The sequence below is a fragment of the Pseudomonas sp. MDT1-16 genome, from assembly GCF_054898115.1.
Genome location: NZ_CM142717.1, coordinates 5,044,942 through 5,065,767, shown reverse-complemented (window position 1 = coordinate 5,065,767; position 20,826 = coordinate 5,044,942). Strand labels below are relative to the sequence as shown.

Below are 20,826 nucleotides of genomic sequence, written 5' to 3'. Positions count from 1 at the left end.
ATGAATGAACTCGACAACAGCGTGTTGCTGACCGTTGACGGTCTGGAGTATGGCGGCTGGAAAAGCGTTGAAATCACCGCGGACCTAGAGCGCCAGTTCCGCACTTTCAAGCTCGATATCACCTGGCAATGGCCGGGGCAGACGGTCGACCGACCCATTCGTCCGGGTGCGCCCTGCCAAGTGCGAATCGGTTGCGATCTGGTGCTCAGCGGGTATGTGTTCAAGGCGCCGATCAGCTATGACGGGCGGCAGATCAGCCTGAGTATCGAAGGCAGTTCAAAGACTCAGGACCTGGTGGACTGTGCGGCGATCAACACGCCCAACCAATGGCATCAGCAATCGTTACTCAGCATCGTCGAAGCGCTGGCCGCGCCCTATGCCGGGAAAGTGGTCAGCGAAATCCCGGAAACCACGCGGCTCGGCAGCCACACCATCGTGCCGGGGGAAACGGTCTTTCAGTCGATCGACCGTTTGCTCACGCTGTTTCGGGTGTTTTCCACCGATGACGCCGAAGGTCGGGTGGTACTGGCCCGGCCGGGTAGCGGTGGGCGAGCCAGTGATGTGCTTGAGCTGGGCAAGAATATTCTGTCGGCCAACGCGCCGATGGACTTCAGCCAGGTGTTCTCCGAGTACCGGGTGATCGGTCAGCACAAGGGCGGCGACGAGAAGAGCGGTGCGGCCGTGAGCGAAGTGTCCGGGGTTTCCACCGACCCGATTATCGGGCGCAAGCGGATCACCGTGATCAACGAAAGCGCGCAATTGACCCCGGAACTGGCGCAGCAACGTGCCGATTGGGAAAGCGGTGTTCGCGTCGGCAAGGCTGGCACCACGACCTATCGGGTACAAGGTTGGCGGCAATCCAACGGTGATTTGTGGAAGCACAATACCTTGGTGCGGGTGATCGACAAGGTATTGGGTTTTGACCACGACATGCTGATCTCCAAGGTGACTTACTCGCTGTCCGAACAGGGCTCGGTCACCACACTTCTAGTGGCGCCGCCTTACACCTTCGATGCGAACCCGGTGCCTCCAAAAACCTGACACCCCGCTATGCCTCGCTCCTACAAGGTAATCCACATGAGCCTACTGACACGCCTCCTGGCGCGCGGCACTGTCGTGCTCGCCAACTCGGCTACCAAGCTTCAATCCCTGCAAATGCGCCTCACCGCCGGTGAAGTGAACGACGACATGGAACACTTCGAACCCTACGGTTTCACCAGCAATCCGCTGGCCGGTGCTGAAGGTATCGCCACGTTTTTGGGTGGCGATCGTTCTCACGCCATCGTGCTGGTGGTCGCCGACCGCCGCTATCGCCTCAAGGCACTGGCCCAGGGCGAAGTAGCGATCTACACCGACGAAGGCGACAAGATCCACTTCAAGCGTGGACGGATCATCGACATCGAAACCACCACCCTGAACATCCGCGCCAGCACTGCCGTAAATATCGACACACCGACCCTGAACCAGACCGGCAAGATCGTCTCTCAGGGCGATCAGATTGCCGGTGGCATCAGCCAGATCAAGCACGTGCACGTCGGCGTGCAGGCGGGCAACGGCCAGACCGGCGTGCCGGCGGGAGGCCAGTGATGTTTATCAGCCAAAACCTCCACGCCGCACTGACCCGTTCAGTGCTGATCAGCCTGTTCACCTGGCGCCGCGCCGCCGATGACGATGCCCTCGATGACGAAGAACGTTTCGGCTGGTGGGGCGACACCTTTCCTACGGTCGCGGACGACCGTATCGGCTCACGCCTGTGGCTGCTGCGGCGGGTCAAGCTGACCCGACAGACCCAGATGGACGCCGAGTTCTATGCCCGCGAAGCCTTGCAATGGCTGATCGACGACGGCCACTGCAGCGCCATCGACATCATCAGCGAACGCCTCGACGCTCAGCGCCTGAACCTGCGCACGGTCCTGACCCTGGCCGACGGCGAGCGCCTGGACATCAACCCTGATAACAGTTGGCAGGTGATCTATGCCGTTTGAAACCCCTTCGCTGCCGGTGCTGATCAAGCGCACCCAAAGCGACCTGGCCAGCGATTCGCTGCGCCAGTCCGATGCGCAAGTGCTGGCCCGCACCCTCGGTGGCGCCGCCTATGGTCTGTATGGCTATCTGAACTGGATCGCCGAGCAGATCCTTCCGGACAAGGCCGATGAGTCGACCCTGGAACGGATCGCCGCACTGCGTCTTAACCAGCCGCGCAAAGCCGCACAATCGGCCAGTGGCAGCGTCAGCTTTACCGCCAGCGCTGGCGCTGTGCTGGACGTCGATACTCTGCTGCAATCGAACGACGGTCGCATTTACAAAGTCACTTCCGCCCGCACCACCAGCAATGGCTTGAACAGCACCACCATCGCCGCCCTCGACGCCGGCAGTCTCGGGAATGCCGACGCCGGCATGACGCTGATTCCGGTGCAGCCGATTCTGGGCATTATCGGCAACAGCTTCACGGTGCTGGCGCCGGGGTTGACCGGCGGAATCGCTCGGGAAAGTCTGGAATCCCTGCGGTCCCGGGTGATTCGTTCTTACCGGATCATTCCTCACGGCGGTTCGGCGCAAGACTACGAAACCTGGGCGCTTGAATGTCCGGGGGTGACCCGTGCCTGGTGTCGCGGCAGCTATCCCGGCCCCGGCATTGTCAGTCTGTACATCATGCGGGACGACGATGCGAAACCCGTCCCCAATCCCGAGCAACTGGCTGAAGTCAAGGCCTACATCGAACCTCTGCGCCCGGTCACCGCCGAGTTGCGTGTGCTGCCACCGGTACAAGTGCCGGTGACCTACCGACTGAACCTGAAGCCCGACACCACGGCCGTACGCGCCGCTGTTGAAGCGCAACTGCGCGATCTGCATAACCGCGAAGGAGGCCTGGGCGACACTTTGCTGGTAAGTCACATCCGTGAAGCCATCAGCAGCGCAACCGGCGAAAGTGATCACGATCTCAAGTCACCTACCGCCGACGTCGAAGCCGAGAGCAACCAGTTGCTGACCTTCGGAGGTTGCGTATGGCAGTGATCAGAACCGCCGCACAATACCAGGCCCAACTGCGCAGCCTGCTACCCAGCGGTCCCGCGTGGGACCCCGAGCGGGTCCCGGAACTTGAAGAAGTCCTTGAAGGCGTCGCCCAGGAACTGGCCCGCCTCGACGCTCGCGCCGCCGACCTGCTCAACGAAATGGACCCCGCCGGCGTCAGCGAACTGGTGCCGGACTGGGAGCGGGTGATGAACCTGCCCGACCCGTGCCTGGGCGCGACGCCACTGTTCGACGACCGCCGCCTCGCCGTACGCCGTCGACTGCTCGCTGTTGGCAGCCAGGCCATCAGCTACTACGTCGAGATCGCCAAGAGTCAGGGGTACCCGAACGCCACCATCACCGAGCTTGAAGTCCCGCGAATGGGACGGGCCCGGTTTGGCCAGGCGCATTTCGGAACATGGCAGGCGCATTTCATGTGGACGCTGAACACCGGTGGTCGCCTGCTGCTGGGCCGACGTTTCGGCGCCAGTTACTGGGGCGAACGCTTCGGTATGAACCCGGGTTCTGCACTGGAATGCCAGATCCATCGCAGCGCACCGGCGCATACCAAGGTGCACATCAATTATGACTAAGGAGTAGAGGTGGATGGACTATCCGAAAAGTGTGCCCAGCGCCGGGTTGGTGAATGGGAAGTTTGTGGATGAGAACCCGTTGATGGGGACGCCGGGGTCGTTGATTCCGGCGGACTGGGGGAATGGGGTGACGGAGGAAATCTTGAACGTCATCAAGGCGGGGGAGTTGACTCCAAATGAGGAAGACAACACTCAGCTACTAGCGGCCATCAAGACCGTTGCTGCTTCGGACGGGATTACCCCGGGGCGCTTGATTGGTGTCCGGGTATTCACCGCTAACGGCACTTATAGCGCAACAAAAGGTACCCGGTCTGTCGTTGTGGAAATGGTAGGGGGGGGAGGCGCCGGTGGTTCAAGTGCCGCAACCTCGTCAACCCAAGTGGCGAGTGCTTCAGGTGGGTTCGCAGGTTCCTATGCGAAAGGGCGGTTCACCAGTGGCTTCAATAGCGTTGCAGTCACCGTCGGTGCGGGTGGAGCGGCGGCGAGTGCGGGGGCAGTGTCGGGCGGTACCGGCGGGACTTCTAGTTTCGGTTCTTTAATGAGTGCGCCAGGTGGTGTGGGAGGTATCGGCGCAACCCCCGTCACAACTCCTTGGTTAGGAGCATCCTCCAACGTGGGACCCGGCGTCCCGCCGTTCGGTGCAAACATCATCGGGTTTGCTGGTGAACCGGGCGGGTACGGTGTTGCTCTGGCTGGCGGCTGTGCCGGTGCCGGAGGATCGGGGCCTTTTGGCAGCGGTGGTCATTCCCCTGTTGCTGGAGGGGGGCGTGCCGGTTCCGGCTATGGCGCAGGTTCGAGTGGATCGAACACCCCACCTGGTAATGCTGCGGGGGCGGCTGTTAATGGCTGTCTAGGTATCGTTATTGTTTATGAGTACGCATGATATGAAAACATATGCACTGGTGTACGACGCAGTTGTGGTGGAACTTGTTTTTGCCGATCGCGATATTGATGGGATTTTTCATCCTGAAATGATATGGGTGGAAGTTGAGGGCGATAGTTCGATAGTTGCATGCGGATGTGTCGCAAACTATGACGGAGTCGAGTGGAAGTTTTCCCCTTCTGAAGTTTTGGTGGCGGAGGTAAAGAGCAAGAGCTTTTTGCGCAGTGTTTTCTCTTAGCGGAATGTCATCGCATTATTATCAGTCATTTATATCTGATTGATCAGTTCAAATTATCAACACCCTCCAAGCTAAATATTTATCCGTTTTTATTTCTAAATGACAAGGGCGGAATCGCGTGGTGGGTAATTAATATCATAGGGTGAGTAATGGATTATCCGAACAGTGTGCCCAGTGTTGGCTTGGTTAATGGACGGTTTGTGGATGAAAACCCGGAAAGCGGTACGCCGGGATCATTGGTCCCAGCCAGTTGGGGGAATGGGGTTACGCAGGAAATCTTGAACGTCGTTAAAGCGGCAGGATTAACACCTGACGAGACGAAAGAAAATCAGTTAATTTCGGCTGTTGGCGTACTTGTTGATTTCAAAAAAATGAAAAACAAGCCGACCACATTGAATGGTTATGGAATCACTGACGCGCTTGAGGCCGGTCAGGCAGCCATATTGGCTCCTCCCGGTATGGTTGCCTATTTCGCAATGCCTGGGCCTCCTGGCGGTTGGTTGAAAGCAAATGGTGCCCTGGTCAGTCGAGTCGCCTATGCCTCTTTATTCGCTGCTATTGGTACAACTCATGGCGCAGGGGACGGAACAAGTACCTTCAAACTTCCAGATTTGCGCGGTGAATTTCTACGCTGCTGGGACGATGGTCGTGCTGTGGACAGTGGCCGGCTATTCGGGAGTTCTCAGAGTCATGCCATTCAAAGCCATGCGCACACTGTCGCGGCCTACCAGGCAAACGATTTCAATGCGGGAGGTGGGATTACCTCTACGGATGATTTTTATAGTGGGCCCTATAACTTTTCGACATCCAGTGTGGGAGGCACGGAAACCCGTCCCCGTAACATAGCGCTGCTCGCATGTATTAAGTATTAAGGAGTATTTATGAGAACTATTTATAACTGCGATCCGATCTCGGGGAAGTTTTTATTCTCAAGTCAGGCTGACCCGTCTCCTATGGAAGAGGGCATCTGGTTGATTCCGGCAGATGCCTATCTTGACCCTCCACCTGTTGTCAGAGCAGGCGAAGGCGTTATTCGAGAAAATGGTCAATGGAAAATTGTTCCTGAATATCACTGCATCGCCTATCGAACTGAAGATGGAGAAGCTGTCGAACTTGATCTGCTGGGCGACCTGCCTTCCGAGTTTACCCTTGAGCCTCGACCGACAGAGTTCCATACCTGGGGTGGTAAGGCGTGGGTTAAAAACGATGCTTTCAAGTTGGCTGAGCGTTGCAAGGCTGAGAGGGCATGGCGTAACACTGAAATTGGACGTGTTCAGTGGTTACTTGAACGTCATCGTGATGAGAGTGGAATGGGGAGGATGCACACGTTGGACTCGAATGGCTTTATTGAGCTGCTTTCTTATATACAGTCTCTACGGGACTGGCCGCAGTCTGAGTTGTTCCCGGTTTTGCAGCATCGTCCGGTAATTCCTGCATGGCTTGTGTCGTCAGGCCGCTAAATTTTTTGCAGTTTTACGATGTATTCACTAAAGGCCCATGATGTTTCATTAGAGACCCAAGGATGTATATCTCGGATATTCAACTTAAAGAAATTATGCCCAGCGCCCGCTCCCAAGCGGGCGTTTTCATTTCCGTCCTAAACACAGCCATGTCCCACCGCAACATCAACACCCCGAAACGCATCGCAGCGTTCCTTGCGCAAGTCGGTCACGAGTCGGGGCAGTTGCAGTACGTGCGTGAGTTGGGCAGCGCTCAATACATGAGCAAGTACGACACTGGCGCACTGGCTGTGCGCCTTGGCAATACGCTAGAGCCGGACGGCGACGGTCAAAAGTACCGTGGCCGAGGCCTGATTCAGATCACTGGTCGCGACAATTACCTTCAGTGCAGTCTCGGACTCTTCGGTGATGATCGTTTACTGTTTTTGCCAGAACTACTGGAGCAACCGCAATGGGCCGCCGAGTCGGCCGCGTGGTTCTGGGAGCAAAATGGCTTCAACGAACTGGCCGACCGCGACCAGTTCAACAGCATCACCCGCCGCATCAACGGCGGCCTGAACGGGCTGCAAGACCGTTTGCAACTCTGGGCACGGGCGAGGGCGGTGTTATGCCCGCCTTCGGTTTGATGCCGATGTCTTACCGCGTCATTGGCGTTGTTGTGTTTCTGGCTGTGTTGGCCGGTGGCTCGGCGGCGCTGGCCTGGCAGTTTCAGGATTGGCGGTATGGCCGGCAACTGGCGGAACAGGCCAGGTTGCATGCCGAGGCGCTGAATCTGCTGACCCAGGCAGCCGCGACGCAGCAACAGACCGAGCAGGGCAAGCGTCTAGCACTGGAGCAGCGTCTTTCGACCAGCGAACAAACCCATTACCGAGCGCTTAGCGATGCCCAACGTGATCAAGGTCGCCTGCGCGATCGTCTTGCCACTGCTGATCTGCGCCTGTCAGTCCTCCTCGATGCCAATGACGCCGCCTCGGCCTGTGGAGTGCCAACCGCCTTCAGCACCGGCGGCGTGGATCATGGAGCCGCGCGTGCCCGACTTGACCCGACGCATGCTCAACGAATTATCACCATCACCGACGCCGGTGACAGCGCTCTGATTGCCCTGCAGGCCTGTCAGGCTTATATCAGAGCCCTCGCTCGCTAACATTTTGATCGATCCTGCGCCTTGCAAGCGTTATCCGCTCGTGTACGGTAGTTCTCATTCCGCTTGCTCAGGAGATGACCGTGAAAGAAATCACCCAACTGGCCGCTGAACTTGGCAGGCGTTTGCAGGTTCTCAATGCCCATGTCACCGCCGCCGAGTCCTGTACCGGCGGCGGGATCAGCGAGGCGATCACCCGGATTCCGGGGAGTTCGGCATGGTTTGAGGCCGGTTATGTCACTTACTCCAACCCCCAGAAAACCGAGCAATTGAATGTCCCGGTCGAGTTGTTTGCGACGGTGGGGGCGGTCAGTCGCGAGGTGGTCGAGGCCATGGTCCGAGGCGCGCAGGAAAAATGCCAGGCGCGTTTTGCCGTGGCGGTCAGCGGTGTGGCGGGGCCGGATGGCGGTTCGCCGAGCAAGCCGGTGGGCACCGTGTGGCTGGCCTGGGGCGTTGGTGAGCAGGTGTTCAGCGAGGTGCAGCACTTTCCCGGTAACCGTGACGAGGTCCGCCGACAAACGGTGAAGGCCGCGCTAGAGGGGCTGCTGCGCCATACCGCTGAAGAAATCTCAAATCAGGGGTAGGCGATCCTGAAACGCTGTGGAATAATACTGGCTACTTATACAGGTGTTGGCCGTCAGGCCTTATTGATTACGTGAGGACTTTAATGGACGACAACAAGAAGAAAGCCTTGGCTGCGGCCCTGGGTCAGATCGAACGTCAATTCGGCAAGGGTGCCGTAATGCGTATGGGCGATCAGGACCGTCAGGCGATCCCGGCTATCTCCACTGGCTCTCTGGGTCTGGACATTGCGCTCGGCATTGGCGGTCTGCCAAAAGGCCGTATCGTTGAAATCTACGGTCCTGAATCCTCCGGTAAAACCACGCTGACACTGTCGGTGATCGCCCAGGCTCAAAAAGCCGGCGCGACCTGCGCATTCGTCGATGCCGAACACGCCCTCGACCCTGAGTACGCCGGCAAACTGGGCGTCAACGTCGACGACCTGCTGGTTTCGCAGCCGGATACCGGCGAGCAAGCCCTGGAAATCACCGACATGCTGGTGCGTTCCAACGCGGTTGACGTGATCATCGTCGACTCCGTGGCGGCTCTGGTTCCAAAAGCTGAAATCGAAGGCGAAATGGGTGACATGCACGTGGGCCTGCAAGCCCGTCTGATGTCCCAGGCGCTGCGTAAAATCACCGGTAACATCAAGAACGCCAACTGCCTGGTTATCTTCATCAACCAGATCCGTATGAAAATCGGCGTGATGTTCGGCAGTCCGGAAACTACCACCGGTGGTAACGCGCTGAAGTTCTACGCTTCTGTTCGTCTGGACATCCGTCGTACTGGCGCGGTGAAAGAAGGTGATGAAGTCGTTGGTAGCGAAACCCGCGTCAAGGTTGTGAAGAACAAGGTGGCTTCGCCGTTCCGTCAGGCCGAGTTCCAGATTCTTTACGGCAAGGGTATCTACCTCAACGGCGAGATGATCGACCTCGGCGTGCTGCACGGTTTCGTTGAGAAGTCCGGTGCCTGGTATGCCTACGAAGGCACCAAGATCGGTCAGGGCAAGGCCAACTCGGCCAAGTTCCTGGCGGACAACCCGGAAATCGCCAAGAAACTTGAGAAGCAGCTGCGCGACAAGCTGCTGACTCCAGCACCGGACGTCAAAGCATCGCCAGTCAAAGAGACTGCTGATGACCTGGCTGACGCTGATATCTGATTGATCCGATGACTGCCGTACTCGATACACCCGTCGCGGTGCGGCGAACCGCAATGGACCTGCTCGCGCGACGCGAGCACGGTCGTGTCGAGTTGACGCGTAAACTGCGTCAACGCGGCGCCCTCCCTGAAATGATCGACACGGCACTCGACCGTTTGACGGAAGAAGGTCTGCTGTCCGAGTCCCGTTATCTCGAAAGCTTTGTTTCCTACCGTGCCCGTTCCGGCTATGGCCCTTTGCGTATTCGTGAAGAGTTGAGCCAGCGCGGCCTGCAACGTACCGACATAGAACTCGCTTTGCGCGAGAGCGGTATCAACTGGCAGGAACAACTGGAAGACACTTGGCGGCGAAAGTTTTCCGGCCATTTACCGATAGACGCCCGGGAACGTGCCAAACAGGGCAGGTTCCTGAGTTACCGGGGATATTCAATGGAAATGATCAGCCGCTTGTTCAGCGGCCGAGGGATGGACGATTGACTGAAACGGCTCGCTATTTCGATAGCGGGCCGTTTTTTTGCCTACGTAACCTTGGACGGTTCCCGCGTGCGCTGTTGCGACTGGGGTTTGGACTGTGCCCAGTTTTCCGGCAGGTTGATGTAATCCACCAGTTCCCGCAGCCGACCATGATCACGGGCATTGAAGGTGAAGGCCAGTCGCGCCAGATGGCTGTACTGCGGTTCGTCGTGCTCCTCACCGCTGTAGGCATGTTGATGGAAATGATCGCTCAGACACAGGTCGGCAAATGCCTCCTGCATGTGTTCGAGCGCCTGGTCGCTTAGTTTGTGATTCATGCGAATCACGAATTGATGCTTGAGCCAGCGGCTGGAGTGGAAGTTGCTGTAGAACTGGTTGATCTGCTCCACAGCCTCTTCCGCGCTGTAGACCAGGCTCACGAGTTTCATATCGGTCGGCAGGATGTAGCGATTTTCCTCCAGTTGATGGTGAATGAAGTCCAGCGCGCCTTGCCAGAACCTGCCGCCGGGAGCGTCCAGCAGTATCACGGGCACCAGCGGGCTTTTGCCGGTCTGGATCAGAGTCAGCACTTCCAGCGCTTCATCCAGGGTACCGAAACCTCCAGGGCACAGGACCAGCGCATCGGCTTCCTTGACGAAGAACAGCTTGCGGGTAAAGAAGAAGTGGAAGGGCAGCAGGTTGGTGGTGCCATTCACGGTGGGATTGGCATGCTGCTCGAAGGGTAGGGTTATATTGAATCCCAAGCTGTGTGCCAGGCCGGCACCTTCGTGGGCCGCCGCCATGATGCCGCCACCGGCACCGGTGATGACCATCAGATCTGAGCGCGCCAGCGCGGCGCCAAGTTCCCGGGCCAGACCGTATAAAGGATGTTCTATCGGTGTTCGGGCCGAGCCAAAAACGGTGACCTTGCGGCGCCCCCTGAACTGCTCCAGCACACGGAAGGCATGTTCCAGTTCGCGTAGGGCTTGCAGGGTGATCTTGGCATTCCAGCGGTTGTGATCTTCCTGGGCCATGCGTAGCACGGTCAGGATCATGTCGCGGTAGATCGGGATGTTTGGGCTGTTGGGTGAAACCAGGTTGAGTTGCTCTTCGACCTTGATGATGAGGTCGTGGCCGCTTTCTTCAAAATGACGGCTCAGGAGGTCATTCGGTTGGTAAGGCATCAACTTCTCCTTCCATACAGGCTCTGTTTTTCCCTTGGATGAAGGAAACATTCGCACAACAAGACGTGCAATGGGCAGCCCCTTTTCTGCCCTGAAAAGTGAACGTGAACACTATGAATCTAGACCCTCGCAGAGATTTTCGCTGACTTGATCATTGCGCCGCAAAGTCTTTCCTGGCAACCGCTTAATGGCGATTTGCAAGGTGCTTTCACCGCTCGTCTGAACGCAGCCCGCGTGTCCGATAGTCTGATTTACTAAATGACAGGCATGACACGACAACTTTGCGTCAAAGGCAGGGCGTACGGTACAAGCGGTTCAAGGATTTTATCGCTCAAGCAAGGGCGAGGTGCAAGGAGGCGGGTAGAGATGGCCAGAGTCACTCTGGAGATCGATACGCAACTGTATCGATTACTGAAGTCATCGGCCGAGACCAATCATTTGAGTCTCGAAGAGGAGTGCTGCCGACGTCTGGAGGGTGCCGACCGACGCTCGCGCTACTTACAGGCGCTGGTGGCAGAACTGCGCGCCGAGGATGAACAGCGGCGCGCCAATTCCCGATGATTACTTCTTCTTGGTCGGGGCCGCTTTCGGGCAATCCGATTCCTGATAGCTGGCGGAGCCGACTGAGCGGTTGGTCTTCACCTCAGTGAAGTCGTAACGCATGACCGCGCCCTTGGCCATCAGCTTGCGGAACGATGGGTTGTTGCATACAGAAGCGCCCAGCTGGAAATACACGGCTTTCGGGTCGGCACGCATCTTGTTGGCGTGGCTGCTTTGTACGCTCAGATGGTTGATCAGCGTGTTGCCTTCGACGGTGTAGCCCTGATCAAGAATGTCTTCGTTGATCGCCCGTGGAGTGCCAGCACTGCTTTGTGCGGCGACGTTTCGCAGCTCTCTGTTGAGATTCTGCTCACTCAAGGACGCAGCCTGAGCGCTGAAAGACGACGCCAGCAAAATGGCAGCGGTGGGAACGATAAGGCGCAGCATGAAACTCTCCTGGTTCAGTGACTGGTGGTTCGACCCGTCACATGACTGTGCGTTCAGTGGCGGCGAATTATAGGGGACGAGGCCTGGACGGTACAGGCTTGCGCCGGCTGCTCTGATAAACTGCCGGCACTTTCTGCCTTGCCGAGTGTTTTTCGTGTCGACTTTCTTCCCCCGCCGGCGTTGCCTGCGATGAACCCTGCAACCCCACGCTTTGCTGCAAACGCAGTAGCCCGCTTGCGCGATGAGCGAGAGGAAGAGGGTATCAAGCCGATTCAGGCCCGAGGCTGGAGGGCGCCGCGTTGCCGAGCCTGCCGCGTGATCGAGAGCCACTGCCTATGCGCCTGGCGCCCGCAGGTCGAGGCCCGCTCTGGTGTGTGCCTGATCATGACCAATAAGGAAGTGTTTAAGCCGAGCAACACCGGTTGGCTGATCGCCGATGTGGTGCGCGACAACCATGCATTTATCTGGTCACGCACGGAAACTGATCCGCAGTTGCTGGCGTTGCTGGCCGACCCGCAATGGCAACCGTATCTGGTCTTTCCAGGTGAATACGTCGAGCCTGAGCGAGTGACGAACACCGTCGAAGCCGATAGCACCAAGCGACCACTGTTCATTCTGCTCGACGCGACCTGGACCGAAGCCCGGAAGATTTTCCGCAAAAGCCCGTATTTTGATACGTTGCCGATCCTGAGCCTGTTGCCCGAGAAGCTGTCGCGGTACCGGTTGCGCAGGTCGACCCGCAGCGAGCATTTGTGCACAGCTGAAGTGGCGGCACTGTGTCTCGAGCTTGCGGGGGATACCGAAGCGGCATCGGCGCTGGACGCTTATTTCGACGTGTTCAGCCAGCATTACCTGGATGCGAAACATCAGCTGGACATGAACGTAGCAACGCCAGCCCACGCCGAACTGATGCCTTTCGTGCAGAACACGGCCCCGGTCATCTGCTGATTGTCGCCCATACTGCAAAGAACTGTACCGGCCATGCACCTTGACCACCCCGGTTTCGCTGGGCATGCTTGGCGCCGATTAGGGCGCGGCCAAAGTTTGATACGCCGTATTCTTTGCGTGAATAGCCACGTGATTGGCGTTGAACGTGCCCTGTTGGTGCCGCTCCGTGGCTGCACCTCGAGTTGTTTGAAAAACAGGATCATTTGAAAAATGGCCACATACGAAATCCTGATTGCCGATGACCACCCCCTATTTCGTAGCGCCCTGCATCAAGCGTTGACTCTGGGTCTGGGCCCCGAAGTCCGTCTGGTGGAAGTGGCGAGCATTGCCGAGCTGGAAACCCGTCTGGACGAGAAGTCCGACTGGGATTTAGTGCTGCTGGACCTCAACATGCCGGGGGCCTACGGTTTTTCCGGACTAGTGCTGCTGCGCGGTCAGTATCCACAGATTCCGGTAGTCATGGTGTCGGCCCAGGAAGAAGCGTCGATCATGGTGAAGTCCCGAGAGTTCGGCGCCAGCGGCTTCATCCCCAAGTCCAGTGATCTGAGCGTCATCCAGAAAGCCGTACGCGCGGTGCTCGATGGTGATGTGTTCTGGCCGCCCCAGGCGTTCGAGGCGGTCAGCGTTTCCGCCGAAGCCAAAGCCGCCAGCGAAGGCCTTGCGAGCCTCACGCCCCAGCAGTTTCGTGTCCTGACCATGGTCTGTGAGGGTTTGCTGAATAAGCAGATTGCCTACGAGCTGAGTGTTTCCGAAGCGACGATCAAGGCCCACGTGACAGCGATCTTTCGCAAGTTGAATGTGCGGACCCGGACTCAGGCGGCGTTGCTCCTGCAACAACTTGAGTCAATTTCGAACCACTAAGGCGCTACATGTTCACGCTTTTTTGACTTTGCTTAATCTAGCTTTCCCACTTCCTTCTTGGTCAGTTACCTACTTTATGTCACCTTTCAAAGGCCAAACCGGCCTAAAACGCATCCTTAACGCCTCCGGTTATTCCCTGGACGGCCTGCGCGCAGCCTTCACCGGCGAAGCGGCCTTTCGGCAACTGGTATTGCTCAACGTCATATTGGTCCCGCTGTCGTTCTTCCTGAACGTCAGTCGCGTCGAACAGGCGTTGCTGATTGCAGTCTGCCTGTTGGCATTGATCGTCGAATTGCTCAATTCGGCAGTGGAAGCGGCCATCGACCGCATTTCCCTTGAATTGCACCCGCTGTCCAAGAATGCCAAGGACATGGGCAGCGCCGCTCAGTTCGTGGCGTTGAGCATGATCGCGCTGGTGTGGGCGGTGATTCTGCTTTAAGCGATGGTGGGCAGCACAATCTCGTCGCTGCGCTGAACCCCGGCGGTGAAGGCGCGGCACAGGTCGAGAAATTCACGCATCGCTGATGTCTGATATTTCTGTTTGTGCCAGATGAAATAGAACTGCCGCGCCAGGTCCAGATCCGGTGTCTCCACTGGCACCAGGCTGCCACGGCGGAATGCATCGCGCAGTGCCAGGCGAGAAATGCAACCAATCCCCAACCCGGACTCCACAGCACGCTTGATCGCTTCGGTGTGTTCAAGCTCCAGTCGGATATTCAGCGAGCTGCGATGGTGACGCATGGCCTGGTCAAAGGTCAGTCGCGTGCCAGAACCCTGTTCACGCAGAATCCAGGCTTCGTGGGTCAGCTCTTCCATAGTCGCCGTGCCGCGTTTGGCCAGCGGATGCTGGGGCGCGCAGAACACCACCAGCTCATCCTCGACCCAGCTCTGCACTTCGATGTCTGGATGGCTGCAGTCGCCTTCGATTAGACCCAGATCAATTTCATAGTGGGCAACCTGCTGCACAATGTTGGCAGTGTTCTGCACGTGCAGCTTCACCTGGCTTTCCGGATGGCGCTGCATGAAGCTGCCGATCAGCAAGGTGGCCAGGTAATTGCCGATGGTCAGGGTCGCGCCGACCGCCAGAGAGCCGAATCCCGATTTGCCATTGAGCAAGTCTTCGATTTCTTTGGACTGATCGAGCAACGCCACCGCTTGCGGCAGCAGCTGTTTGCCGAGGGCGTTGAGGCTCAGCCGTTTGCCGGCGCGGTCGAACAGCTGACAGCTGGACTGACGCTCTAGCTCGGTGATCGAGGTGCTCGCCGCCGACTGCGAGAGGTTGAGCAGACCCGCAGCACGGGACACGCTTTCCTGCTGGGCGACGGCGACGAATACTTGAAGTTGACGGAGAGTAAATCGCATATCTATATAACCGATAACCCTTATCTTAATAATCCAGTTAACAGATATTGTGGCTGCCATTAGAATGCGATGCAATTGTGCACATCAGCTCATTTTTCGCAGAGCAGGCGCAGAGCAAGCGCAGACAAAATCCCCAGGAGTCCCACGTACATGAGCAACATGAACCACGAGCGTGTCCTCAGTGTTCATCACTGGAACGACACTCTGTTCAGCTTCAAGTGCACCCGCGATCCGGGCCTGCGCTTCGAGAACGGTCAGTTCGTGATGATCGGCCTGCAACAGCCCAGCGGCCGGCCGCTCATGCGCGCTTACTCGATTGCCAGCCCGAACTGGGAAGAGCATCTCGAGTTCTTCAGCATCAAGGTGCCTGATGGCCCGCTGACTTCCCAGTTGCAGCATCTGAAGGAAGGCGATGAGATCATCATCAGCAAAAAGCCTACCGGTACGTTGGTGCTGGATGATTTGAAGCCCGGCAAACATTTGTACCTGCTCAGCACCGGTACCGGTCTGGCGCCGTTCATGAGCGTCATCCAGGACCCGGAAACCTACGAGCGTTTCGAAAAAGTGATCCTGTGCCACGGCGTGCGTTACGTCAACGAAGTCGCTTACCGCGAATTCATCACCGAGCACTTGCCGCAGAATGAGTTCTTCGGCGAGGCCCTGCGTGACAAGTTGATCTACTATCCGACCGTGACCCGCGAGCCGTTCGAGAACGAAGGTCGCCTGACCGACCTGATGCGCAGCGGCAAGCTGTTCAGCGACATCGGCCTGCCACCGATCAATCCGCAGGACGACCGCGCCATGCTGTGCGGCAGCCCGAGCATGCTCGACGAGACCAGCGAAGTGTTGAACAGCTTCGGCCTGAAAGTGTCGCCGCGGATGCGCGAGCCGGGTGATTACCTGATCGAGCGTGCGTTCGTCGAGAAGTAAGCAAACCGCATCACCAAAAAGCCCCCATTGCCTGTGCAGGCATGGGGGCTTTTTTTATGCCTGACGCAAACCTTGTAGGAGCTGTCGAGTGAAACGAGGCTGCGATCTTTTGATCTTGTTTTTAAAAGCAACATCAAAAGATCGCAGCCTCGTTTCACTCGACAGCTCCTACGGGTTGGAGGCGGGAATGACTTCGAGGACGCGAATTACACCGGCTTCGGGGTAGTGCCAACGCACATCCAGATCCCAGAACTGTGCGCCGTATCCCCGTTCAGGGGTGGGAATCTGGTACGCCGGACGTGGATCTTGTGCCAGGCATTGCTCGATCAACGCCACCAGCGGTTCTTCAAGGCGCTGAGCATGGCCGTGAGCCTGTTGCAGCGCTGAATCTGCCCACTGCACGGGAATCAGCTGCGGCGCTGCGCTGGCGATGCTGTTGGAGGCCGTATCAATGATGTCGGCGTAAGGCACGTAGGGTTTGATGTCGAGAATCGGCGTGCCGTCCAGCAGGTCGATACCGGATATCCACAGCCGATTGGCTTCAACCTTGTCCAGTTTGACCACTGACTGGCCGATGCCATTGGGTCGATGCGTCGCGCGGGTGGCGAACACACCCATGGATTTGTTACCGCCGAGGCGAGGAGGGCGCACTTTCAGTCGTGGCTTTTCTTCCAGGGCTTGGTGAAACAGGAACAGCAGCCAGACATGGCTGACCTGCTCCAGACCTTGCACTGCGTCACCCTGATCGAACGGCGCCACCAGTTCCAGCACGCCACGAGCGGCCGGGGCCAGTTGCGGCTGGCGCGGGATGGCGAACTTCTCCTTGAAGCAGGAGCGCACGAAGCCGATGGGGGAAACGCTGTAGGTCATGGTTTGGGGTCGAAGCGGGGTTAGGGTGGGCATGATAACCCGACGGGCCTCAAGTCTGGTGATGGCCGCACCGCCGATCTAGAGACTGAAACCACCATCCAAAGGAATAATATTCCCGGTCATGTACGCCCCAGCCGTACTCGCCAAACTGATCCCCAGCGCCGCCATCTCTTCCTCCCGGCCCCAGCGCTTCATTGGAATTAGCGCCGTATCCTCAGCCAGCGCCTGTTCATCATTGCCGATGTGCTGAGTCATCTTGCTCGGAAAACGCCCCGGGGCGATGACGTTGACGTTGATGTGCTGGCTCACCAGCTCCCGCGCGAGAATCCGAGGCAGTTGATGCAGGGCCGCTTTACTCGGTGCTGACAGGCTCCAGCATCCCGGGCGCAGACGTACACGGTGGCGCCAGCCTCGACATAAGCCTTGGCGATCATTTTGCCGATACCACGGGTGCCGCCGGTCACCAGAGCGGTGCGGCCTTGCAGGGGAAAGTACGGGTGCATGGCGAATCCTGAGAGCTGAGGGTCAATACACCCTAGTCGTCAGCCGCCAGAAGCGGAGCCACTATTTTTGCGAGGAATGAGGGTCTATACAGCCTGGCCTTGAGCTACAGGTTTGCAGCTCAAGGCTGGCGGACGCTTACTGCGGGCGCACGCGCAGGGTCAGGCCCTTGAGGAAGTTGCGCAGCAACTGGTCGCCGCACGGACGGTAGTTGGTGTGGCCGAACTTGCGGAACAGCGCGCTCAGTTCAGGCTTGGACACCGGGAACTCGGACGCCTTGAGAATCGCGTGCATGTCGTCTTCTTTCAGTTCGAAGGCCACACGCAGCTTTTTCAGGATGATGTTGTTGGTCACCGGCACTTCGATCGGTTGCGGCGAACGGCTTTCGTCCTTGCCGCGTTTGAAGGTCACCAGGCCGTCGAGGAAATGCGCCATGACTTCGTCCGGGCAGCGCACGAAGCCTTCCTCGTCTTCCTCTTTCTTATCGAGGTACGTCACCAGGTCTTCCAGGGTCACGTCCATGCCGCCGAGCTTGATGATCTCGATGACTTTCTTGTCGCTGATGTCGAGCATGTAGCGCACGCTGCGCAGTACGTCGTTATGAATCATGGTGTGCAATCCTGATATTCAGCAGTGGGCGCCGCATACACAGCGGCGCCGAAAAGTGTGGCGGCGTGAAAAGTATTAGAACTTCTCTTTGCCGGACAGGTAGCGCCATTGCCCCAGCGGCACTTTGCCGATGGATACGCCGCCAATGCGGATGCGGCGGATGGCGACGACCTTCAGGCCTACGGCCTGGCAGAACAGGGCGATCACGCCCGGTTGCGGGTTCTTCATCGCAAAGCGCAGACGGTTTTCGTTCTGCCAGCTGGCCTTGACCGGCGGCAGTTCCTTGCCCTTGTAAGTCAGGCCGTGGTTCAGGCGGTTGAGGCCGTGAGCCACCATGTCGCCTTCAACCTCGACCACGTACTCTTGCTCAATTTTGGCGGAATCGGCGGTGAGTTTGCGCAGGATCTTCCAGTCCTGGGTGAACACCAGCAGACCGCTGGCATTGGCCTGCAAGTCGGTGCTGGCGGTCAGGCGCAGGAAGTGGCCCTTGAGCGGACGTTTGCTGAAGCGATGTTCTTCGCTCAAGGTCTCGGCGCTGATCGTCGCCATGGCCGTTTCCGCATCCATGCCCACGGGCACGTTCAGCAGGATGGTCACCGGCTCCGGCGCAGTGGCCTTGGCTTCTGGATCAAGCTCGACTTTTTGCGTGTCGACCTTGAACTGCGGCTCGTCGATGACTTCGCCGTCCACGGTGACCCAGCCGCCCTCGATGAACAGCTCAGCCTCCCGACGGGAACAGCCGACGAGTTCGATGAGGCGTTTGGAGAGACGAATCGGGTCAGTCATGACAGGGCCGTAACAAAAAAGGGGTGGGCATTGTACCTGCTGGGCGCCGGTTAATCGCGGGTCCATTTGCGCAGTAAAGCTTTTAGCCTGGTTGAGCGCGCTGATTCGCCTGTTTCATGCGCATGTGCAGCAGCGGATAAGGCTGGCCCATGCCGTCATGCTCGGAGCGACCGATCACTTCGAAGCCCTGTTTGAAGTAGAAACCCAAGGCTTGCGGGTTCTGTTCGTTGACGTCCAGTTCATCGGCATTCAGGTGTTCCATGGCATAGCGCAGCAACTGCTTGCCCAGGCCCTGGCCACGGTGAGCCGGGTCGATGAAGAGCATTTCGATCTTGCCCGCCGCCACCCCGGCGAACCCGGTGATGCGCTGGCGCGGGTCTTTGGTACAGATCAGCATCACCGCATCGAGGTAGCGGGTCAGCACCAGGTTCTTCAGCAGTTCGATATAACTGTCCGGCAGAAAGTCATGGGTGGCGCGCACCGACGCTTCCCAGACTTGCGTGAGTTCTTCGTAGTCGCTGTGTTTCGGCGTGTGGATGACCGAATGTTGGCGCATGGCCGGCGGCTCCTTCTTTTTACTCGCTGCTTCTGTGAATGTTGAGAATCCTTTCCTCACAAAACGATAGCCGTAAAAAAGCCCCGCATCTCGTCAAGAGAGCGGGGCTTTTCGTATTTTTTGCGTTTAGATCTGTTCAGCCCACAGGTCGTATTCGTCGGCGTCGGTCACTTTGCACCAGACTTTATCGCCTGGTTTCAGGTTGCTGCCGTTGTCGATGAACACGTTGCCGTCGATTTCCGGGGCATCGAAGAAGCAGCGGCCGACGGCGCCTTGTTCGTCGACTTCGTCCACCAGCACTTCGATTTCACGGCCGACGCGCATTTGCAGGCGCGCCGAGCTGATAGCTTGTTGATGCGCCATGAAGCGGTCCCAACGGTCTTGCTTGACGTCATCCGGGACGATCTCCAGGTCCAGATCGTTGGCCGGGGCGCCTTCGACCGGCGAGTACTGGAAACAGCCGACGCGGTCGAGTTGGGCTTCGGTCAGCCAGTTCAGCAGGTACTGGAAGTCTTCTTCGGTTTCGCCGGGGAAGCCGACGATGAAGGTCGAACGGATGATCAGGTCCGGGCAGATTTCGCGCCAGTTCTTGATCCGCGCCAGGGTCTTGTCTTCGAAGGCTGGGCGTTTCATGGCTTTCAGGACTTTCGGGCTGGCGTGCTGGAACGGGATGTCCAGATACGGCAGGATTTTCCCGGCGGCCATCAGCGGAATCAGCTCGTCGACGTGGGGGTACGGGTAAACATAGTGCAGACGAACCCAGACGCCGAGGGTGCTCAGGGCTTCGCAGAGTTCGGTCATGCGGGTTTTCACCGGCGCGCCGTTCCAAAAGCCGGTGCGGTATTTCACGTCGACGCCGTAGGCGCTGGTGTCCTGGGAGATCACCAACAGCTCTTTGACGCCGGCCTTGACCAGGCGCTGAGCTTCGTCGAGCACGTCACCGACCGGGCGGCTGACCAGTTTGCCGCGCATCGACGGGATGATGCAGAAGCTGCAGCTGTGGTTGCAGCCTTCGGAAATCTTCAGGTAGGCGTAGTGGCGCGGGGTCAGTTTGATCCCTTGTGGCGGCACCAGGTCGATCAGCGGGTTGTGATCCTGACGCGGCGGCACGGCGTCGTGCACGGCGTTGACCACTTGCTCGTATTGCTGCGGACCGGTCACGGCCAGCACGCTTGGGTGAATCTTGCGAATGTTGCCTTCTTCAACGCCCATGCAGCCGGTCACGATGACCTTGCCGTTTTCCTTGATGGCTTCGCCGATCACTTCCAGGGATTCAGCCTTGGCCGAGTCAATGAAACCGCAGGTGTTGACCACCACGACGTCAGCGTCCTGATAAGTGGACACAACGTCATAGCCTTCCATACGCAGCTGGGTAAGGATGCGCTCGGAGTCGACCAGTGCTTTGGGGCAACCCAGGGATACGAAGCCAACCTTTGGATTGGCCGGCGCAGGAGTGGTGGACATGTCTAACCTCGGTGTTTTGTGACGCCTCCAGCCATGAACGGCAAGGCGACAGACGGGCACTCGGTGTGCCTCTGATCAAAAAGTGCGCAATTCTAGCGATGGGGAGCTCACTTGACCAGCTTTATGCAGGGAAATACGACGAGTGCTGCGCTATGCTTCGAGCCGTTACGCTTTACCGATTTTTTACAGTCAACAAAACGTCTTCAACGTGAAGTAAAACAGCGCATGCTGCACGGCAAAGCATAGTGCTTCTTCCAAAGCAGTCCGGT

27 protein-coding genes and 1 pseudogene are annotated in these 20,826 nt (G+C 58.1%); 19 read left to right on the top strand and 9 right to left on the bottom strand.

Annotation, left to right across the window (positions count from 1 at the left end; all coding sequences use genetic code 11):
• The 14 genes from ACYZT3_RS23335 to recX all read left to right on the top strand — a co-directional run bounded on the left by ACYZT3_RS23335 (position 1) and on the right by recX (position 9,523).
• The gene (locus ACYZT3_RS23335) at positions 1 to 1,041 is read left to right on the top strand and encodes a phage baseplate assembly protein (protein WP_282376938.1); all 1,041 of its coding nucleotides are present in this window, start codon (positions 1 to 3) and stop codon (positions 1,039 to 1,041) included.
• A 36-nt stretch (positions 1,042 to 1,077) separates the two neighbouring features.
• Positions 1,078 to 1,587: a phage baseplate assembly protein V gene (locus ACYZT3_RS23330; protein ID WP_282376937.1), complete on the top strand. Its 510-nt coding sequence runs from the start codon at positions 1,078 to 1,080 to the stop codon at positions 1,585 to 1,587.
• A complete protein-coding gene (locus ACYZT3_RS23325) occupies positions 1,587 to 1,985 on the top strand; it encodes a phage GP46 family protein (RefSeq protein ID WP_038979177.1) in 399 nt (132 codons plus the stop codon). The genes ACYZT3_RS23330 and ACYZT3_RS23325 overlap by 1 nt, the downstream gene beginning before the upstream one ends.
• On the top strand, positions 1,975 to 3,015 hold the full coding sequence (locus ACYZT3_RS23320; protein ID WP_462030863.1) for a baseplate J/gp47 family protein: 1,041 nt from the start codon (positions 1,975 to 1,977) through the stop codon (positions 3,013 to 3,015). The genes ACYZT3_RS23325 and ACYZT3_RS23320 overlap by 11 nt, the downstream gene beginning before the upstream one ends.
• Positions 3,006 to 3,605 carry a YmfQ family protein gene (locus ACYZT3_RS23315; protein WP_134418769.1) on the top strand — a complete coding sequence of 200 codons (600 nt, stop codon included), beginning with the start codon at positions 3,006 to 3,008 and terminating at the stop codon, positions 3,603 to 3,605. Before ACYZT3_RS23320 ends, ACYZT3_RS23315 begins: the two co-directional genes overlap by 10 nt.
• A gap of 13 nt (positions 3,606 to 3,618) precedes the next feature.
• Positions 3,619 to 4,488, top strand: coding sequence for a glycine-rich domain-containing protein (locus tag ACYZT3_RS23310; RefSeq protein ID WP_462030862.1), 870 nt, complete (start codon positions 3,619 to 3,621; stop codon positions 4,486 to 4,488).
• Complete coding sequence (locus tag ACYZT3_RS23305) at positions 4,475 to 4,726, top strand: hypothetical protein (RefSeq protein WP_462030861.1); 252 nt, start codon at positions 4,475 to 4,477, stop codon at positions 4,724 to 4,726. The genes ACYZT3_RS23310 and ACYZT3_RS23305 overlap by 14 nt, the downstream gene beginning before the upstream one ends.
• Before the next feature lie 149 nt (positions 4,727 to 4,875).
• On the top strand, positions 4,876 to 5,598 hold the full coding sequence (locus ACYZT3_RS23300) for a phage tail protein (protein WP_462030860.1): 723 nt from the start codon (positions 4,876 to 4,878) through the stop codon (positions 5,596 to 5,598).
• 9 nt (positions 5,599 to 5,607) lie between these two features.
• The gene (locus tag ACYZT3_RS23295; RefSeq protein ID WP_462030859.1) at positions 5,608 to 6,186 is read left to right on the top strand and encodes a hypothetical protein; all 579 of its coding nucleotides are present in this window, start codon (positions 5,608 to 5,610) and stop codon (positions 6,184 to 6,186) included.
• A 62-nt stretch (positions 6,187 to 6,248) separates the two neighbouring features.
• Positions 6,249 to 6,812: a glycoside hydrolase family 19 protein gene (locus ACYZT3_RS23290; protein WP_462030858.1), complete on the top strand. Its 564-nt coding sequence runs from the start codon at positions 6,249 to 6,251 to the stop codon at positions 6,810 to 6,812.
• Complete coding sequence (locus tag ACYZT3_RS23285; RefSeq protein ID WP_462030857.1) at positions 6,794 to 7,330, top strand: lysis system i-spanin subunit Rz; 537 nt, start codon at positions 6,794 to 6,796, stop codon at positions 7,328 to 7,330. Before ACYZT3_RS23290 ends, ACYZT3_RS23285 begins: the two co-directional genes overlap by 19 nt.
• Positions 7,331 to 7,410: 80 nt before the next feature.
• On the top strand, positions 7,411 to 7,911 hold the full coding sequence (locus tag ACYZT3_RS23280) for a CinA family protein (protein WP_462030856.1): 501 nt from the start codon (positions 7,411 to 7,413) through the stop codon (positions 7,909 to 7,911).
• A gap of 83 nt (positions 7,912 to 7,994) precedes the next feature.
• Entirely contained in the window at positions 7,995 to 9,047 is a 1,053-nt protein-coding gene (gene recA, locus ACYZT3_RS23275; protein WP_150709927.1) for a recombinase RecA, read from the top strand.
• An 8-nt stretch (positions 9,048 to 9,055) separates the two neighbouring features.
• The gene (gene recX, locus ACYZT3_RS23270) at positions 9,056 to 9,523 is read left to right on the top strand and encodes a recombination regulator RecX (protein WP_462030855.1); all 468 of its coding nucleotides are present in this window, start codon (positions 9,056 to 9,058) and stop codon (positions 9,521 to 9,523) included.
• A gap of 41 nt (positions 9,524 to 9,564) precedes the next feature.
• Here the strand turns inward: recX and ACYZT3_RS23265 are convergent, their stop codons facing one another.
• Positions 9,565 to 10,683, bottom strand: a complete 1,119-nt coding sequence (locus ACYZT3_RS23265) for an LOG family protein (protein WP_462030854.1) — start codon at positions 10,681 to 10,683, stop codon at positions 9,565 to 9,567.
• A gap of 366 nt (positions 10,684 to 11,049) precedes the next feature.
• Between ACYZT3_RS23265 and ACYZT3_RS23260 the strand changes: the two genes are divergently transcribed.
• On the top strand, positions 11,050 to 11,244 hold the full coding sequence (locus ACYZT3_RS23260; RefSeq protein WP_462030853.1) for a hypothetical protein: 195 nt from the start codon (positions 11,050 to 11,052) through the stop codon (positions 11,242 to 11,244).
• Here ACYZT3_RS23260 and ACYZT3_RS23255 read toward each other — a convergent pair whose 3' ends face one another.
• On the bottom strand, positions 11,245 to 11,670 hold the full coding sequence (locus ACYZT3_RS23255) for a PA3611 family quorum-sensing-regulated virulence factor (RefSeq protein WP_462030852.1): 426 nt from the start codon (positions 11,668 to 11,670) through the stop codon (positions 11,245 to 11,247).
• A gap of 189 nt (positions 11,671 to 11,859) precedes the next feature.
• On the opposite strand from ACYZT3_RS23255, the gene ACYZT3_RS23250 reads away from it, so the two are divergent.
• The 3 genes from ACYZT3_RS23250 (at position 11,860) to ACYZT3_RS23240 (ending at position 13,918) form a co-directional block, all read left to right on the top strand.
• Complete coding sequence (locus ACYZT3_RS23250) at positions 11,860 to 12,618, top strand: tRNA-uridine aminocarboxypropyltransferase (protein ID WP_462030851.1); 759 nt, start codon at positions 11,860 to 11,862, stop codon at positions 12,616 to 12,618.
• A 210-nt stretch (positions 12,619 to 12,828) separates the two neighbouring features.
• Positions 12,829 to 13,479, top strand: a complete 651-nt coding sequence (erdR, locus tag ACYZT3_RS23245) for a response regulator transcription factor ErdR (protein WP_282376915.1) — start codon at positions 12,829 to 12,831, stop codon at positions 13,477 to 13,479.
• Between the two features lie 76 nt (positions 13,480 to 13,555).
• A complete protein-coding gene (locus tag ACYZT3_RS23240) occupies positions 13,556 to 13,918 on the top strand; it encodes a diacylglycerol kinase (RefSeq protein WP_282376914.1) in 363 nt (120 codons plus the stop codon).
• Here ACYZT3_RS23240 and ACYZT3_RS23235 read toward each other — a convergent pair.
• Positions 13,915 to 14,841, bottom strand: coding sequence for a LysR family transcriptional regulator (locus tag ACYZT3_RS23235; protein WP_008153977.1), 927 nt, complete (start codon positions 14,839 to 14,841; stop codon positions 13,915 to 13,917). The two genes, ACYZT3_RS23240 and ACYZT3_RS23235, sit on opposite strands and share 4 nt — an antisense overlap.
• Before the next feature lie 150 nt (positions 14,842 to 14,991).
• Here ACYZT3_RS23235 and fpr point away from each other — a divergent pair, with 150 nt between their 5' ends.
• Entirely contained in the window at positions 14,992 to 15,771 is a 780-nt protein-coding gene (fpr, locus tag ACYZT3_RS23230) for a ferredoxin-NADP reductase (RefSeq protein WP_282376913.1), read from the top strand.
• A 168-nt stretch (positions 15,772 to 15,939) separates the two neighbouring features.
• On the opposite strand, the gene tsaA is transcribed toward fpr, so the two are convergent.
• From tsaA to rimO, 6 genes and pseudogenes are all read right to left on the bottom strand, one after another.
• Positions 15,940 to 16,641: a tRNA (N6-threonylcarbamoyladenosine(37)-N6)-methyltransferase TrmO gene (tsaA, locus tag ACYZT3_RS23225; RefSeq protein ID WP_462030850.1), complete on the bottom strand. Its 702-nt coding sequence runs from the start codon at positions 16,639 to 16,641 to the stop codon at positions 15,940 to 15,942.
• 78 nt (positions 16,642 to 16,719) lie between these two features.
• A pseudogene (locus tag ACYZT3_RS23220) lies at positions 16,720 to 17,144 on the bottom strand (SDR family oxidoreductase).
• A 136-nt stretch (positions 17,145 to 17,280) separates the two neighbouring features.
• Entirely contained in the window at positions 17,281 to 17,751 is a 471-nt protein-coding gene (locus tag ACYZT3_RS23215) for a YehS family protein (RefSeq protein WP_282376910.1), read from the bottom strand.
• 75 nt (positions 17,752 to 17,826) lie between these two features.
• Entirely contained in the window at positions 17,827 to 18,537 is a 711-nt protein-coding gene (locus ACYZT3_RS23210; protein ID WP_010462687.1) for an rRNA pseudouridine synthase, read from the bottom strand.
• 82 nt (positions 18,538 to 18,619) lie between these two features.
• A complete protein-coding gene (locus ACYZT3_RS23205; protein ID WP_282376908.1) occupies positions 18,620 to 19,093 on the bottom strand; it encodes a GNAT family N-acetyltransferase in 474 nt (157 codons plus the stop codon).
• Between the two features lie 126 nt (positions 19,094 to 19,219).
• The gene (rimO, locus tag ACYZT3_RS23200) at positions 19,220 to 20,557 is read right to left on the bottom strand and encodes a 30S ribosomal protein S12 methylthiotransferase RimO (protein ID WP_282376907.1); all 1,338 of its coding nucleotides are present in this window, start codon (positions 20,555 to 20,557) and stop codon (positions 19,220 to 19,222) included.
• Between the last annotated feature and the right edge of the window lie 269 nt (positions 20,558 to 20,826).

Coding starts and splice junctions, on each gene's coding strand:
- ACYZT3_RS23335 (WP_282376938.1), top strand. CDS start 1: ATGAATGAACTCGACAACAGCGTGTTGCTGACCGTTGACGGTCTGGAG.
- ACYZT3_RS23330 (WP_282376937.1), top strand. CDS start 1,078: ATGAGCCTACTGACACGCCTCCTGGCGCGCGGCACTGTCGTGCTCGCC.
- ACYZT3_RS23325 (WP_038979177.1), top strand. CDS start 1,587: ATGTTTATCAGCCAAAACCTCCACGCCGCACTGACCCGTTCAGTGCTG.
- ACYZT3_RS23320 (WP_462030863.1), top strand. CDS start 1,975: ATGCCGTTTGAAACCCCTTCGCTGCCGGTGCTGATCAAGCGCACCCAA.
- ACYZT3_RS23315 (WP_134418769.1), top strand. CDS start 3,006: ATGGCAGTGATCAGAACCGCCGCACAATACCAGGCCCAACTGCGCAGC.
- ACYZT3_RS23310 (WP_462030862.1), top strand. CDS start 3,619: ATGGACTATCCGAAAAGTGTGCCCAGCGCCGGGTTGGTGAATGGGAAG.
- ACYZT3_RS23305 (WP_462030861.1), top strand. CDS start 4,475: ATGAGTACGCATGATATGAAAACATATGCACTGGTGTACGACGCAGTT.
- ACYZT3_RS23300 (WP_462030860.1), top strand. CDS start 4,876: ATGGATTATCCGAACAGTGTGCCCAGTGTTGGCTTGGTTAATGGACGG.
- ACYZT3_RS23295 (WP_462030859.1), top strand. CDS start 5,608: ATGAGAACTATTTATAACTGCGATCCGATCTCGGGGAAGTTTTTATTC.
- ACYZT3_RS23290 (WP_462030858.1), top strand. CDS start 6,249: ATGTATATCTCGGATATTCAACTTAAAGAAATTATGCCCAGCGCCCGC.
- ACYZT3_RS23285 (WP_462030857.1), top strand. CDS start 6,794: ATGCCCGCCTTCGGTTTGATGCCGATGTCTTACCGCGTCATTGGCGTT.
- recA (WP_150709927.1), top strand. CDS start 7,995: ATGGACGACAACAAGAAGAAAGCCTTGGCTGCGGCCCTGGGTCAGATC.
- recX (WP_462030855.1), top strand. CDS start 9,056: ATGACTGCCGTACTCGATACACCCGTCGCGGTGCGGCGAACCGCAATG.
- ACYZT3_RS23265 (WP_462030854.1), bottom strand. CDS start 10,683: ATGCCTTACCAACCGAATGACCTCCTGAGCCGTCATTTTGAAGAAAGC.
- ACYZT3_RS23260 (WP_462030853.1), top strand. CDS start 11,050: ATGGCCAGAGTCACTCTGGAGATCGATACGCAACTGTATCGATTACTG.
- ACYZT3_RS23255 (WP_462030852.1), bottom strand. CDS start 11,670: ATGCTGCGCCTTATCGTTCCCACCGCTGCCATTTTGCTGGCGTCGTCT.
- ACYZT3_RS23250 (WP_462030851.1), top strand. CDS start 11,860: ATGAACCCTGCAACCCCACGCTTTGCTGCAAACGCAGTAGCCCGCTTG.
- erdR (WP_282376915.1), top strand. CDS start 12,829: ATGGCCACATACGAAATCCTGATTGCCGATGACCACCCCCTATTTCGT.
- ACYZT3_RS23240 (WP_282376914.1), top strand. CDS start 13,556: ATGTCACCTTTCAAAGGCCAAACCGGCCTAAAACGCATCCTTAACGCC.
- ACYZT3_RS23235 (WP_008153977.1), bottom strand. CDS start 14,841: ATGCGATTTACTCTCCGTCAACTTCAAGTATTCGTCGCCGTCGCCCAG.
- fpr (WP_282376913.1), top strand. CDS start 14,992: ATGAGCAACATGAACCACGAGCGTGTCCTCAGTGTTCATCACTGGAAC.
- tsaA (WP_462030850.1), bottom strand. CDS start 16,641: ATGACCTACAGCGTTTCCCCCATCGGCTTCGTGCGCTCCTGCTTCAAG.
- ACYZT3_RS23215 (WP_282376910.1), bottom strand. CDS start 17,751: ATGATTCATAACGACGTACTGCGCAGCGTGCGCTACATGCTCGACATC.
- ACYZT3_RS23210 (WP_010462687.1), bottom strand. CDS start 18,537: ATGACTGACCCGATTCGTCTCTCCAAACGCCTCATCGAACTCGTCGGC.
- ACYZT3_RS23205 (WP_282376908.1), bottom strand. CDS start 19,093: ATGCGCCAACATTCGGTCATCCACACGCCGAAACACAGCGACTACGAA.
- rimO (WP_282376907.1), bottom strand. CDS start 20,557: ATGTCCACCACTCCTGCGCCGGCCAATCCAAAGGTTGGCTTCGTATCC.